Raw genomic sequence first — 14,907 nt, 5'->3', positions numbered from 1 at the left:
TTTGGCGATCACTGTCCTGTTCAGTTTGCCGGCATCGGCCCAAAGCGGATGCGGAAGCGCCGGTTCTCGCGGCCCTTCTTCTCGATCTTGCCGATGTGGATTTCGCCGACTTCGGCGGTGCTTTTCACATGGGTGCCGCCGCAGGGCTGGCTGTCCACCGATGCGTTGTCGCCGATACAGACCAGGCGGATCTTGCCTGTGCCCACCGGCGGCCGAACGTTCTTGGATTTCACCAGGCCGGGATTGGCGGCCAGGTCTTCGTCACTGATCAGCCTGACAAAGATCGGATGATCGGCCCGCACCAGGTCCATCAGCCCGGCGGTGACGTCCTCCTTGGTGAAGCCGGCATCCGGAGCGTCGAAGTCGACACGGCTGTCGTCCTCGGAAACCGAGGCACCGGTGATCGGGAACGGGCAGACGACGGTAAGCAGGTGGCAAGCCGCGTGCATGCGCATCAGGAGATGCCGCCGCTCCCAGTCGATCGCCAGCCTCAGCGCCTCGCCGGGCTGCGGAACCGCCTGCTCCGGCGCCGGCACGTGTATGATCTCGTCCTTGGTCTCACCGGTGAGGGTGGCGGCAATGATGATACGGCTGCCGTCGCCACGTTCGAGATACCCGGTATCGCCCGGTTGGCCGCCCGAAGTGGCGTAGAAGATCGTCCGGTCGAGGATGATACCGCCGCGATCGTTGACGGCAACGACCGTTGCGTCCGCCGTCCGCAGATAGGCATCGTCGCGAAACAGGGCGTCCGTCCTGTTTGCCATCACGCGACCTTTTCGAACGGCACCGGAATTGTGCTCTTCAGTTCCATCCAGCCTGGCACCGGCAGCTGCTTTTCGCGCAGGAATTCCGGGTTGAACAGTTTTGATTGATAGCGCGTGCCATAATCACAAAGAATGGTCACGATGGTGTGGCCGGGACCTAGTTCCCTGGCCAGACGGATCGCGCCGGCTATGTTGATGCCGGTCGAGCCGCCGACGCAAAGGCCCTCTTCCTGGATCAGGTCGAAGACGATCGGCAGCGCATCCTCATCGGGGATCTGGAATGAAAAATCCGGCGTGAACCCTTCGAGATTGGCGGTTATGCGCCCCTGCCCGATGCCTTCGGTGATCGAGCTGCCTTCGGACTTCAGCTCGCCGCTGGTGTAGAAAGAATAGAGCGCGGCCCCCAGCGGATCGGCGAGCGCGATCTTCACATCCCGGCTTTTGGCCTTCAGTCCGGAGGCGACGCCGGCCAGCGTGCCGCCAGAACCGACCGCCGACACGAAACCGTCGACCTTGCCGCCGGTCTGGCTCCAGATCTCCTCCGCGGTGGTGCGGATATGGCCGTCACGGTTGGCGACATTGTCGAACTGGTTGGCCCAGATGGCGCCGTTCGGTTCTGTCTTTGCCAGTTGCTCGGCCAGCCGCCCCGACAGTTTCACGTAGTTGTTGGGATTCCTGTAGGGCACGGCCGGCACCTCGATCAGCTCAGCGCCGAGCAGCTTGATCGTGTCCTTCTTTTCCTGGCTCTGCGTCTCGGGAATGACGATGACGGTCCGGTAGCCGAGCGCCTTGGCGACCAGCGTCAGCCCGATGCCGGTATTGCCCGCCGTTCCCTCGACGATCACGCCGCCGGGCTTCAGCAGCCCGCGCTTCTCGGCGTCGCGGATGATGAACAGGCCCGCGCGATCCTTGACCGACTGGCCCGGATTCATGAATTCGGCCTTGCCCAGGATCTCGCAACCGGTTTGTTCCGAAGCTTTGTTGAGGCGGATCAGAGGAGTGTTGCCGATCGCGTCGATCACAGAACGGGGCATTCAGGATTCCTTGTGTAGGTGCGCCGAAACCCTAGAAACCCGAAGCTGCGGTTTCAAGGCAAGAATTTGTCTGGTCCAGTCGCATTTGCAGTGCTGTTGTTGCGTCGGCGCTTCCCGAGGCTGGCCTCTTGCGCCACTGTTCATTTCCGGCTGACGTTGAAAAGCGGCTTTTCATTCGATTTCTTCACCGCTAGAGCAATTCCAGGAAAAGTGTGAAACGGTTTTCCGTCCGGAATTGCGTAGAAACAAGGAGATAGAGCAGTTCGCCGTTTCCGTGAAACGGTGAACCGCTCTAGAGCAAAGCACCAACAAGTCGACAGGGCGCAGCATGACACTCTACCGGGCTAACCCGAAGCACGGCGTCGCCTGGATCACGGGCGGCTCAAGCGGCATCGGCCGTGCGCTGGCCAGGGATCTTGCTTCCCAGGGCTATGCGGTCGCGGTGACGGCGCTTGACGACGATCCGATCGACACGCTCGTCGTCGAGACCGCGCAGATGCCGGGCAGTGTCACGGCCTTTCCCTGCGATGTCACCGACGAGCCGCGCATGGCAAGAACCGTCGCCGCGATCGAGAAGGAGCTCGGTCCCATCGTGCTCGCCATCTTCAATGCAGGGAACTACATTTCGACGCCGGGGGAGAATCTTGTCGTCAACGACTTTCGCCGGTCCTTCGAGGTCAATTATTTCGGCATCATCAACGGCCTCGTGCCCGCGGTCGAACGCATGCGTGTGCGGGCGCGCGGCCATGTCGTGCTGGTCGGCTCGGTGACATCCTATTTCGGCTGGCCGACAACGGCCGCCTATGGCGGCACCAAGGCGGCGATCAACATCCTGGCCGAGTCGCTGAAGTATGATTTCGACAAGATGAACGTGCGTATCCAGGTGTTCAATCCCGGCTTCATCGACACCCCGCTGACCGAGAAGAACATGCTGCCCATGCCGGGACTGATGCCGGTCAGCCGCGCATCGCGCCGCATGGCGCGGGGCATCAAGTCCGGCGGCTTCGAAGTCCATTTCCCGCGCCGGACCAGCTGGCCCCTGAAACTGCTCGGCCTGCTGCCGAGGCCGCTGTGCAGAGGGTTTATCAGCCTGATGACCAGTTGGAAGGCGCGGCCGCTGCATTACGACCGCAAGCCCCCGATCGAATAGGCCGCCGGCGAAATTAGCAGGCCCACCGTTTCGGGCCGCCTTGGTCATGGTTGAGACAAGTGCTGCGTGGAGTCTGCGATGGGGCGACGGATCGTGCTTGCTGTGCTGGGCCTCATCGCCATTCTCGCACTGGCCTTCGTGCTCGGCCCGCGCGTTCGCGTCGACACCACGATCCGTTTCGATCCCTCGCTCATCGCTGACGATCCGCAGGCCTATGTGGCAAAGGCGGAAGCCGCCATCCCCGGAATCCGTGACGGGCTGGAAAAAGAGATCGTCTGGGCCGATCCGTTGGTGCATGCCAGGACGCCGCTGTCGATCGTCTACATCCACGGCTTTTCCGCATCGAAGGGCGAGGTCCGCCCGCTGCCCGACGAAGTGGCGGAACAGCTTGATGCCAATCTCTTCTACACCCGGCTCACCGGTCACGGGCAGGATGGCGCGGCGATGACGCAAGGCAGCATCAACGCCTGGATCAACGACTATGAGGAAGCGCTCGCCATCGGCCGGGCGATCGGCGACAAGGTGATCGTCATCTCGACGTCGACCGGCGGCTCGCTGGCGGTCTGGGCGGCAACGCAGCCCGGTGTATCGGACGAGGTGGCGGCGATTGCGTTCATCTCGCCGAACTTCGGCGTCAAGGCTTCGGGCGCCGAGATCCTGACCATGCCGTGGGGCAAACAAATTGCCAGGCTGGTCGCCGGCAAGGAACACAGCTTCGTGCCGCGCAACGCGCTGAATGAAGAATTCTGGACCACCCGCTATCCGATCGAAGCAACCTTGCCGATGCAGGCGCTGACCGAGCTTGCCTATGGCGCGCCGGTGGAGAAGGCGACCATCCCTGCTTTGTTCATCTTTTCTGATTCGGACAAAGTGGTGCGGGCCGACCGCACCCGCGAGATTGCCGGGCGCTGGGGCGCGCCGCATGAACTGGTTCCGGTCGATGACACCGGCGACCCGGACAATCACGTCATTGCCGGCGACGCGCTGTCGCCGTCGACCACGGCGTTTCTGGCGCAAAGGATCGCCGTCTGGATCGAAGCGGTGGTGAAGTAGGCAAACGGAAAGGGCGACCGAAGCATCGCTTCAGCCGCCCTTTCCTTGTCTGTCCCGGCAATCAGCCAGCCTGAGCTTGACTGACTACAACGCTGGCTACTTACGCAGCCCGCGCTGCCGGACGCTTGCCGCCGAAGCGGCGCTTGTTGTTGCCTTTGAAGGCCGGCTTGGCGCCTTCCGGCTTGCGCTCGCCTGCGAAGGCAGGCTTGTCGCCGAAGCGCTTCTTGCCAAAGCCGTTGCCCTTGTTCTCGCCACCGGGCCGCCTGCCGTCGCGACGGCCATTGCGGTCGTTGCGATCATTGGCCGGCTCGAAGCGCTCGTTCTTTTCAGCCGGATTGCGCACCGGATCCGGGCTGCCGAGATGGTCGGCAACGATCGGCAGCTTGGTGCGGATGATGCGCTCGACCTGGCGCAGCTTGCTGTTCTCGGAAGGATCGCAAAGCGTGATCGCGATGCCGTCCATGCCGTTGCGGCCGGTACGTCCGATGCGGTGGACGTAGCTCTCGGCTTCATCAGGCAGGTCGAAATTCACGACATGGCTGATGCCGGGGACGTCGATGCCGCGCGCCGCAATGTCGGTCGCCACCAGAATGCGCACCGAGCCGTCGCGGAAATCGTTCAGCGCTTTCTGGCGGGCATTCTGCGACTTGTTGCCGTGGATGACGGCGGCCTTGAAGCCGTCACGCTCGAGGTCCTTGGTCACCCTGTCGGCACCATGCTTGGTGCGCGAGAAGATGATGACGGACTTCATCGCCTCGTCGGCGAGCATCGTCGACAGAACCTGGCGCTTCTGCTTGGTGCGGGCAAAGACCACGCCCTGCACGATCTCGGCCGCCGCCGTGCTTTGCGGCGCGACTTCAACGCGGATCGGGTTCTTCAGCAGGCCCTTGGCCAGTTCGGCGATTTCATTGGGCATGGTCGCCGAGAACAGCACCGTCTGACGGTCGGGCGCCGTCGCCTTGGCGATACGCTTGACGTCGTTGATGAAGCCCATGTCGAGCATGCGGTCGCCTTCGTCCAGCACCAGCCATTTGGTGTCGGCAAGCACGAGGTCGCCCTCACGCACAAGGTCGGTCAACCGGCCGGGCGTGGCGATCAGGATGTCGACGCCGGGAGCAACCTTCTTCACCTGGCTGAAGCGGGACACGCCGCCGAGCACGAGCGCGGTCGAGACATGCGCGCCCTTGGCGAGGATCTTGATCGTGTCTTCGATCTGCACGGCGAGTTCGCGCGTCGGCGCCAGGATAAGCGCACGCGCCGTCTTCGGCCGGCGCTTGGTGCCAAGCGCAATGATCTTCGACAAGATCGGCAGCGCGAAGGCCGCGGTCTTGCCGGAGCCGGTCTGGGCGATGCCGAAAATGTCACGGCCTTCCATCTGAGGCGGGATCGCCTGTGCCTGGATCGGCTTCGGCTCGGCGAAGCCGGCGTTGTGGGTGGCCTTGAGCAGCGCGCCCGTAATACCCAGTGCCGCGAAACCGGTGAGTTCCGCAGTGCTACCGGGCAAAGTGTTTTCGTTGGTCAAAATAATCTTCTTTCACGCGGCTTCTGGCCGCAAACATCGATGGCGGCAGGGCGCAACCTGCCGTCGAAAAATCTGTGATGAACGACAAGGCGGGCGGACGTATTCGTCCACTCGGCTGCGCTGTCGTGCCCGCAGGCATCATGCCACGGGGCTTTTTCGCCGCTTTGTGATTTACCGGAAAAAGGGCCGATATACCGGAAAGAGGGAAAACAGACGCAACCAGTCTCATTTGTCGAGAAGGCCGGATTCGTTCCCGGCCCAAGCGCCTATGGGCTGCATATGGCTGAGTTCGCCGCCAAATGCAAGGGGCGTCATGCTGCAGCGCAACAAAACCCGTGGCGCAAGCGGCGCTTGCGCTCGCTTGCCGGCACGATTACCACGAAATGCCACTGGCTTGGGAGGTAATCGATGAAAGACGTTCTCAAGGAACTCGAGCGCCGCCGCGAGATCGCCCGCATGGGTGGCGGCCAGGTCCGCATCGATGCCCAGCACAAGAAGGGTAAGCTCACCGCGCGCGAACGCATCGAGGTGTTTCTCGACGAGGGCTCGTTCGAGGAATTCGACATGTATGTCGAGCACCGCTCGACCGACTTCGGCATGGAGAACACAAAGATCGCCGGCGACGGCGTCGTCACCGGCTGGGGCACGGTCAACGGCCGCCCGGTCTACCTCTTCGCCAAGGATTTTACCGTGTTCGGCGGCTCGCTGTCGGAAGCGCATGCCGAGAAGGTCATCAAGGTGCAGGAGATGGCGCTGCGCAACCGGGCGCCGATCATCGGCCTCTACGATGCTGGCGGCGCGCGCATCCAGGAGGGCGTCGCGGCACTCGGCGGCTATGCCGAGATCTTTCAGCGCAACGTGCTGGCGTCCGGCGTCATTCCGCAGATTTCCGTCATCATGGGCCCATGCGCCGGCGGCGACGTCTATTCGCCTGCCATGACCGACTTCATCTTCATGGTGCGCGACACTTCCTACATGTTCGTCACCGGACCGGATGTGGTGAAGACCGTGACCAACGAGACGGTGACCGCCGAGAGCCTGGGCGGCGCCTCCGTCCACACGACGAAATCCTCGATCGCCGACGGCGCCTATGACAATGATGTCGAGGCGCTGTTGCAGATGCGCCGGCTGGTCGACCTGCTGCCGGCTTCCAACACATCGGAGCTTCCCGAGATCGAATGCTACCAGTCGGTCACCGACCATGATTTGTCGCTCGACCGGCTGATTCCCGACAATGCCAACAAGCCCTACGACATCAAGGAACTGATCATGAAAGTTGCCGACGAAGGCGACTTCTTCGAGATCCAGCAGAACTTCGCCAAGAACATCGTCACCGGGTTCGGGCGTGTCGAGGGTCGCACCGTCGGCTTCGTCGCCAACCAGCCGATGGTGCTGGCCGGCGTGCTCGATTCGGATGCCAGCCGCAAAGCGGCGCGCTTCGTGCGCTTCTGCGACTGTTTCTCGATACCGATCGTCACCTTCGTCGATGTCCCCGGTTTCCTGCCCGGCACCGCGCAGGAATATGGCGGGCTGATCAAGCATGGCGCGAAACTCCTGTTCGCCTATGCCGAGGCCACCGTGCCGAAGATCACCGTCATCACCCGCAAAGCCTATGGCGGCGCCTATGACGTGATGGCGTCAAAGCATCTGCGCGGCGACATGAACTATGCCTGGCCGACGGCGCAGATCGCGGTGATGGGCGCCAGGGGCGCGGTCGAGATCATTTATCGCAAGGACATCGGTGACGCCGAAAAGATCGCAGCCCATACAAAGGCTTACGAAGATCGCTTCCTGTCGCCCTTCGTCGCCGCCGAGCGCGGCTATGTCGATGAGGTGATCATGCCGCATTCGACCCGCCGCCGCATCGCGCGCGCGCTGCGCATGCTGCGCAACAAGGATATGCAGAACCCCTGGAAGAAGCACGACAACATCCCGCTGTGAGGCATCGATGTCGCGCTTGGTCCTCTATATGGGAACGCGCTTTGGCAGGTTCGCCATCCTGCTTTTCGCTCTCCCGCTTTTCTGCCCGGTGCTTCTGTGGCTGTTGTTGCTTGACCGGCATCCGCTCATGGTAATAGCAGGTGGTGTCATCGCCATACCGGCCGCGATGCTGGCTTTTGTGCTGTTGATCGGGGCACTGTTTGCCGGCTTTCGCCCCAGCCCGGTGCAAGGCATCTCTCAGGATTCGGCTCCCCAGCTATGGGCCGTGTGGGAAAGCATCGCTGGCAAACATCGCGCCAGCCGAACCACGATCGTTCTGAGCGACAGCCTCAACGCCAGCATAGGGGAAGAGCGTCCATTTCTCGGTCTGCTCGGCCGTCGGGCGGTCTTGACCGTAGGCATTCCATTGCTCGCGGTGACCGACGACAAAGCATTCGCCACGATTCTGGCTCACGAAGACGCACATTTGAAAAACAAGGATACGAACGGCGGGCTCAATCTCGCCGAACTCGACAAAAGTTTCGATTTGGTCTTCGACTACGCTCCCCCAGGAAAAACCGTTTCCGGAAGCCTGTTCTACTTGCTGCTGGGTCCGCTCTCTCAATCACTGGAACGCGAAGAGATACGATTGTCGCGACGAGCGGAAATCGATGCCGATCGCCATGCGGCAAGGTCAGGCGATTCTCACGAAGCAGCGCGCGCGCTGCTCTTGATCGCCGCTGCCGATGCATTTTTCAATGACAGGGTTTACACTCCTCTCAAGCGTGAACTGCTTGGCACGATGGTCCCGCCTCGTCCGCCGCTTGATCGGGTTCTGATGGCTTCCAATGAGCTATCGAACCGCCCCATCCTGCAAGAATATGCCCAAAGGGCCTGGGATGCCCCAGATGACGAAAACGCGGACCATCCACCATGGTCGGAACGTCTGGCTGCGCTTGGATACAACTCGGCTCCCACAATAGAACCGGTTTCGATTTCTGCCCTGTCGAGCCTGCTGAGCAGTGAAATTGTTGCGGAGCGGGTCCATCATTTCGATAGCGAGTGGACGTCGAAAATCGCCACCTATCTGGATCGGTAGGTGCCGCCCGGAATTGCTGCCAAAGCTGTAGCTCACTCCTCTTCCGCCGCACTAAACCCCGCTCCCATGGTGGCTCGCACGGGGCTGCCCCATGGCGTTGCGTGGTTGTCGATGCGCATCTGGAAGATAAAGTAAGTCGGCGAGCAGAAGCCGATGCCTTTCACCTTGCCGATGCCCGGCGTGTCAGGCGGCAGCGACTGGCACATATAGTCCTCGCGGCAGAAATGATCGGCCGAACAGGCCGGCCGGTTGCCGCGATTGACGGCGCCGCCAAGGCATTGGTCGAAATTGTTGGTGGCCACGCAGATGTCGAATTTCTTGCCGCCGACCAGCCCGCAGATCTCGTTCGGCATCGGCTTGCCGGCCTTGAAGGCCGCGAAGTCGCGGTCCTTGTCGTCGCAGCCGCGATAGGCGATGCCGCCAGGCACGCCGATCTTCGGCGGACGGCAGGTGTAGGCGGTACGGGAAATGTCCGGGGCGAAGGCCGCGAATTGGCCCGATTTGCTATAGCGGTCGTTGAAAGGCTGCGCCGCGTTGCTGGCGATCGAGCCGGTCAGGCAGGGGTGGCCGGAAAACATTTTTTCGCTGTCCTTGGGCAGCAGGCATTGCGCCAGTTTCGTGTGCACGCCTGAAGCGGTGGCCAGCGGCGTGCAGACGGTGCCGCCGTCGCATTGCCAGGTCGCGCCGAAGCGGGTCGCATCTTCCGGCATCAGGCACGGCATGGCCATCTCGGCCGGCGCATAGTCGACCGCGTCGGCGTTCGTCCAGACCGCCGGCGGCGCAAAGGAGAGCGGACGGAAGCGGTTCGGCTGCTTGCCTTCGGCCGTGGCGGCGAGCCACGCCTGGCGCCGCGGGATCTCGGCATGAAGATGCGGCGAAATCCCGACCTCGATGCGGTTCAGCGGCGATGTTGTCTTGTCGTCTAGCCCGATGAAATGGAAACCGGCGGTCGAACCGGCCTGATGGCAACCCTGGCAGGCGCCATTGTCCAGCCGCTCGACCAGCGCTTCCGGCGTGCGCAGCAGTTTCAACGCGGAATAATCGAGCGATGCGAATTCCTTGGGCTGGAATAATTGCGTAAACGGATGATTGGCTTGCCGCGCGCTGCCGAAGGTCGACCATGATATGATCTTTCTGGCCAGGAACTCGTCGGGGATTTCATAGACGCCTTCGTCAACCGCCGGCAAATTGGCGCCGACATAGGCGGCAAGCCGTGCTTTCAGCGCCGCGTCCTGCGAGAGCCGTGCGGTGTCGGGCGTGTTCTCCAGCGGCTTCTCGCTGATAGCAGCGCCATCGATGCCGAATACCCGCATGAGATAGGCCGCCTGCCCGCCGAACTCGGTTTCCTGGCCGGACGGGAAGCGCACCACCTGCGCGTTGAGCTCCAGCTGCTTGAAGGTCAGCCCGGCCTTCTCCAGCGGCCCGCCGGTCAGCCAGCCGGCATCGACGCTCTCGTCAAGCTGTGGCGCCCAGCGTCCGGCAGTGCCGACGCAGCCGCCATCGGCATCGGGAGCGGCGCTGTAGACGGCATTGAAATTGAACGGCAGGCGCGATGCCTGCAGCTTGCCGTTCTTGCGAAAACTGTAGGCCAGGCGGTAGATGAAGCGCACCTCGCCGCAGCTCCTGTCGCCTTGCAGCAGCGTGAAATCGCGACGGTCGAGCCGGTTGACGACGCCGACCAGCCGGAAGCGCGCGGCATCGGTCTTCAGCCAGCGCATATCCATGATGCGGCCGACATTGCCGTCTGTCACCTCGTGGAGCGGCCGCCCGCCATCCTTCATCTCGGCGCGGAGCGCTGCAACATCGGAGGCAACGATGTCGACGATGGCGTGATAGGCGGGCGCCTCGCCGTAGAGCGTCTTTAGACCGTCCTCGCCGTCAACCCCCAAAACATCGGCGAAGCCGAAACCCCCGGCATCGAGCGCGGCGAGCACCGCCGGATTGTCGACGACGGTTACAGGGCCTTCGGCGCGCGCCGTCGACGCCATGAAGACAGCGATGAGGGTGGCAAGCAACGGAGCCAGGGCGCGTTTCATAGAACAGCCGTGCGCGCGTCGAAGAGTTCACGCAACACCGGCAGCAGCGCCAGCGGCAGATCCTCGGCGATCAGGCCGGGTCCGAACCGGCTGCCGGCTTCAGCGTGTAGCCACACCGCCGCGCAGGTGCCCTCGAAGGGCGGCATGCCTTGTGCGAGCAGACCGGCGATGATGCCCGACAGCACGTCGCCTGACCCGGCTGTGGCCAGCCACGGCGCACCATTGGAATTGATGGCTGCCTTGCCATCAGGCGCAGCTACGACCGTGTCGGCGCCCTTGTAGACGATCGTTGCGTTGGCCCGCGCGGCAGCCGCTCGCGCCTTGTCCAATTTCGACATGGTTTTGTCCCCGGCGATATCTGGGAACAAGCGGCCGAATTCACCCTCGTGCGGCGTGATGACCAACGCTGGAGCGTTTGGCTGACGGGCGGCTTCGAACAGCGCCTGCGGCTGATGGGCCAGAGAGGTGATGGCATCGGCATCAAGCACGATCGCTCCTCCGTGGTTTGCAGTTTGCGATGCGCGTGCACCCTCCGCCAAGGTCTTGATCAGTTGCAGGGCGAAATCGCCGACCTTGGGCTTTGGCCCGAGTCCCGGTCCAAACACCAGCGCCTCGGGATGGCGCGCCGTCAGAAATTCCTGCACCTCCTCGAGTGACCCCGCCTCTCGCAGCATGATCGAGGTGAGGTGTGTCGCGTTCACCTGCATGGCATTGCCAGGCGATAGCACGGTGACCGCCCCTGCCCCGCTTCTCGCGGCGGCCATCGCCGACAGCCGCGCCGCGCCGGTAGCACTGGGACCGCCGGAAAAGACGCCGACATGGCCGCGCTTGTATTTATGCGCGTCAACCGCCGGCACCGGAAATTCCCGCAACCACAGGTCCGGCATATTTTCGAAGGTTGAGACAGCGAGCTGGGCGATGATGCCGTCATCGATGCCGATATCGGCGAGCACGATTTCACCGCATTGCCCGCGCCCCGGCAGCAGCAAGTGGCCGGGCTTTTTCCGCGCGAAGGTGACGGTGACCTCGGCGCGAAACGCCCTGCTCAATATTTCGCCGCTGGCTCCCGAGACGCCCGACGGCAGGTCGATCGCGACCACGGGCAGGCGCAGGGCTGTCACGGTATCGGCGGCTTTCGCGGCATCGCCGGACAGCGGCTTGGACAGCCCTGCCCCATAGAGCCCGTCGATCACGATCGAGCCGAACTCGGCGTCGAAATCAGACAGCGGCCGGGACTTGACCAGGGATTCCGCGGCGGCGAGCGCCGCATCGCTTTCCGGCCTCGGCGCTCCGGATGACCAGATCGTTGTGCCGACGCCGCTGCCGGCCAGGAGGCGTGCGACGACATAGCCATCGCCGCCATTGTTGCCGGGCCCGCAGAGCACATGGATGTGCTTTGCCGAGGGATAGCGCTTGAGCACCTCGGTCGCGACCGCTTCGCCCGCGCGCCGCATCAGGCTGATTCCATCGGCCGGACCGGCCGCGATCGTCAGCCGATCAGCCTCGCTCATTTCGGCCGGGGAAAGAAGTTCGTTGCTCATGGATTGCCGATCCGCATGCTATCAAGCATTGTCCAATTTCGATCCTAAGCAAACAAGGGGGAGTTGCCGAGATCTGCAGCCATAACGTCGGCACCAAGGCATCGCGGGCAGAAAATTGCCTGCGGGATAGGCGATATGCCTGATTTTTGTGCGGACGCGGGTGCTGGCGCTGTGTAGGCTCTGGCAGCCCATGCCGCTTCCGGTGCAGCGAATGACGCGAATTTGCATCCCGGTGCGGCGCGGCTTTGAAATCTTATGAGACCGCTTAGAATCCGCTGAATTGGCACAGTTCGTGCTTGATGGAGGCGCAAGCGGGGGGTCACAACCCGTTTTTTTGGCAGTGGAGGCCACTTTTTACATGAAAAAGATCGAAGCGATCATCAAGCCATTCAAGCTGGACGAAGTGAAGGAAGCGCTTCAGGAAGCCGGACTGCAAGGCATCACTGTCACCGAAGCAAAAGGCTTCGGTCGTCAGAAGGGCCATACGGAACTCTATCGCGGCGCCGAATATGTCGTCGATTTCCTGCCCAAGGTGAAGATCGAGGTCGTGCTCGGCGACGACGCGGTCGAAGGCGCGATCGAGGCCATCCGCAAGGCGGCCCAGACGGGCCGCATCGGTGACGGCAAGATCTTCGTCTCCAACATCGAGGAAGTCGTGCGGATACGCACCGGCGAAACGGGCATGGACGCGGTCTGACCTGACCGCCCCATCCTCCTGAAAACGTCATCAACAAAAAAAGTCATCACACAGGGATACACGACATGACGACAGCCAAAGACATCATGAAGCAGATCAAGGACAACGACGTGAAATTCGTCGACCTGCGCTTCACAGACCCGAAGGGCAAGCTGCAACACGTGACGATGGATGTCATCGAGGTCGAGGAAGACATGTTCGCCGATGGCGTGATGTTCGACGGCTCGTCGATTGCCGGCTGGAAGGCCATCAACGAGTCCGATATGGTGCTGATGCCCGACCCGGAAACGGTCCACATGGATCCGTTCTTCGCCCAGTCGACCATGGTCATCCTGTGCGACATCCTCGATCCGGTTTCGGGTGAATCCTACAACCGCGATCCGCGTGGCACGGCCAAGAAGGCCGAGGCTTACATGAAGGCCGAAGGCATCGGCGACACCATCTATGTCGGCCCGGAAGCCGAATTTTTCGTCTTCGACGACGTGAAGTACAAGGCCGATCCCTACAACACCGGTTTCAAGCTCGACTCCACGGAACTGCCGTCGAACGACGACACCGACTACGAGACCGGCAATCTCGGCCACCGTCCGCGCGTCAAGGGCGGCTACTTCCCGGTGCCGCCGATCGACAGCGCGCAGGACATGCGCTCGGAAATGCTGACCGTGCTCGCCGAGATGGGCGTGCGGGTCGAAAAGCACCACCATGAGGTGGCGGCGGCCCAGCACGAACTCGGCATCAAGTTCGACGCACTGGTACGTAACGCCGACAAGATGCTGATCTACAAATATGTCGTGCACCAGGTCGCCAATGCCTACGGCAAGACGGCGACCTTCATGCCGAAGCCGATCTTCGGCGACAACGGCTCGGGCATGCACGTCCACATGTCGATCTGGAAGAACGGCAAGCCGACCTTCGCCGGCAATGAATATGCCGGTCTGTCGGAAAGCTGCCTGTTCTTCATCGGCGGCGTCATCAAGCATGCCAAGGCGATCAACGCCTTCACCAACCCGCTGACCAATTCCTACAAGCGCCTGGTGCCGGGTTACGAAGCGCCGGTTCTGCTCGCCTATTCGGCGCGCAACCGCTCGGCGTCCTGCCGTATCCCGTTCGGCTCGTCGCCGAAGGCCAAGCGCGTCGAGGTCCGCTTCCCCGATCCGGGCGCGAACCCCTACCTCGCCTTCTCCGCGCTGCTGATGGCCGGCCTCGACGGTATCAAGAACAAGATCCATCCCGGCCAGCCGATGGACAAGGATCTCTACGACCTGCCGCCGAAGGAACTGAAGAAGATCCCGACCGTCTGCGGCTCGCTGCGCGAAGCCCTGCAAAGCCTCGACAAGGACCGCGGCTTCCTGAAGGCTGGCGGCGTCTTCGACGACGACCAGATCGACAGCTACATCGAGTTGAAAATGGCCGAAGTGATGCGCTTCGAAATGACCCCGCATCCGGTCGAATACGACATGTACTACTCCGTCTGAGGCTTCAATCTCAGACTAAGATACTCCATAATAACCAAGCCCTTGAAAGACTTCCCTCTTTCAAGGGCTTTTTGCTGCGCTCCAATAGGAATTGCCAGCCGATCGGCATGTCTCGCCTGCGCGGCAGCCGCGCATGGACAGCCGGATTTGGACCTACTGGTCCATAGGAGCGGCCGGCTTGAGCGTCGGTCCGGTGACTTCAATCACTACTCGGCGATGTCCAGTGAAGATCAAGGCGGCCGGTCGGTCGCCAACGTTGGAGCCAGGAGCGAGCGGAGCACTGTCTCAGGCTACAGTGACCGCTCGTCCGGCGCCCACGCCAATGCCGCCGTTCAGAAAACCCCGCCCGTCCGAACAGCATTGCGTGACGTAACCCCAAGGCCTGCGAATACGCATGCCGTAGCGTGATCTGTCAACGCTGCAAGCCGGGCCGCGAATGACCGATTCTGCTGTATGAACAGATGCTTATGGAAGGTCCATTGCCCCAGATAAGGGCTGGAAAAGGCGCTTTTCCGGGCTTTATAGGGAGTGATCGCCGGAGGCTCACATGGCTGCGGCCAGAACTTCCGGGCGATTTGCGACCGCGTGAATTCCCTGACTTTTTCTGGGTATGTTT

The 14,907-nt window shown here is 62.2% G+C and carries 11 protein-coding genes; 6 read left to right on the top strand and 5 right to left on the bottom strand.

Annotated elements, in window-relative coordinates; all coding sequences use genetic code 11:
- Positions 1 to 20: 20 nt before the first annotated feature.
- Entirely contained in the window at positions 21 to 764 is a 744-nt protein-coding gene (locus AC0L24_RS08210; protein ID WP_128363679.1) for an alanyl-tRNA editing protein, read from the bottom strand.
- The gene (locus AC0L24_RS08205; RefSeq protein WP_127810399.1) at positions 764 to 1,798 is read right to left on the bottom strand and encodes a cysteine synthase A; all 1,035 of its coding nucleotides are present in this window, start codon (positions 1,796 to 1,798) and stop codon (positions 764 to 766) included. Before AC0L24_RS08205 ends, AC0L24_RS08210 begins: the two co-directional genes overlap by 1 nt.
- Positions 1,799 to 2,126: 328 nt before the next feature.
- Here AC0L24_RS08205 and AC0L24_RS08200 point away from each other — a divergent pair, with 328 nt between their 5' ends.
- Positions 2,127 to 2,948 (top strand): SDR family oxidoreductase, encoded by an 822-nt coding sequence (locus AC0L24_RS08200; RefSeq protein ID WP_023812065.1) that lies wholly within the window; start codon positions 2,127 to 2,129, stop codon positions 2,946 to 2,948.
- A 78-nt stretch (positions 2,949 to 3,026) separates the two neighbouring features.
- Positions 3,027 to 4,001, top strand: coding sequence for an alpha/beta hydrolase (locus AC0L24_RS08195; RefSeq protein WP_127810398.1), 975 nt, complete (start codon positions 3,027 to 3,029; stop codon positions 3,999 to 4,001).
- A 100-nt stretch (positions 4,002 to 4,101) separates the two neighbouring features.
- Here AC0L24_RS08195 and AC0L24_RS08190 read toward each other — a convergent pair whose 3' ends face one another.
- Positions 4,102 to 5,523, bottom strand: coding sequence for a DEAD/DEAH box helicase (locus AC0L24_RS08190; protein WP_127810397.1), 1,422 nt, complete (start codon positions 5,521 to 5,523; stop codon positions 4,102 to 4,104).
- A gap of 408 nt (positions 5,524 to 5,931) precedes the next feature.
- Between AC0L24_RS08190 and AC0L24_RS08185 the strand changes: the two genes are divergently transcribed.
- A complete protein-coding gene (locus AC0L24_RS08185; RefSeq protein ID WP_128363678.1) occupies positions 5,932 to 7,464 on the top strand; it encodes an acyl-CoA carboxylase subunit beta in 1,533 nt (510 codons plus the stop codon).
- 7 nt (positions 7,465 to 7,471) lie between these two features.
- On the top strand, positions 7,472 to 8,542 hold the full coding sequence (locus AC0L24_RS08180; protein ID WP_127810395.1) for a M48 family metallopeptidase: 1,071 nt from the start codon (positions 7,472 to 7,474) through the stop codon (positions 8,540 to 8,542).
- A 32-nt stretch (positions 8,543 to 8,574) separates the two neighbouring features.
- Here AC0L24_RS08180 and AC0L24_RS08175 read toward each other — a convergent pair whose 3' ends face one another.
- A complete protein-coding gene (locus AC0L24_RS08175; protein WP_128364717.1) occupies positions 8,575 to 10,578 on the bottom strand; it encodes a hypothetical protein in 2,004 nt (667 codons plus the stop codon).
- Positions 10,575 to 12,119 (bottom strand): NAD(P)H-hydrate dehydratase, encoded by a 1,545-nt coding sequence (locus AC0L24_RS08170; RefSeq protein WP_473563634.1) that lies wholly within the window; start codon positions 12,117 to 12,119, stop codon positions 10,575 to 10,577. The genes AC0L24_RS08175 and AC0L24_RS08170 overlap by 4 nt, the downstream gene beginning before the upstream one ends.
- Before the next feature lie 358 nt (positions 12,120 to 12,477).
- On the opposite strand from AC0L24_RS08170, the gene AC0L24_RS08165 reads away from it, so the two are divergent.
- Together AC0L24_RS08165 and glnA are read left to right on the top strand one after the other, a co-directional pair.
- The gene (locus AC0L24_RS08165; RefSeq protein ID WP_006205430.1) at positions 12,478 to 12,816 is read left to right on the top strand and encodes a P-II family nitrogen regulator; all 339 of its coding nucleotides are present in this window, start codon (positions 12,478 to 12,480) and stop codon (positions 12,814 to 12,816) included.
- Between the two features lie 65 nt (positions 12,817 to 12,881).
- A complete protein-coding gene (gene glnA / locus AC0L24_RS08160; RefSeq protein ID WP_027038720.1) occupies positions 12,882 to 14,291 on the top strand; it encodes a type I glutamate--ammonia ligase in 1,410 nt (469 codons plus the stop codon).
- Positions 14,292 to 14,907: the final 616 nt, after the last annotated feature.

The organism is Mesorhizobium sp. WSM4809 (assembly GCF_055811655.1).
This window is presented reverse-complemented; position numbering and strand designations above follow the sequence as displayed.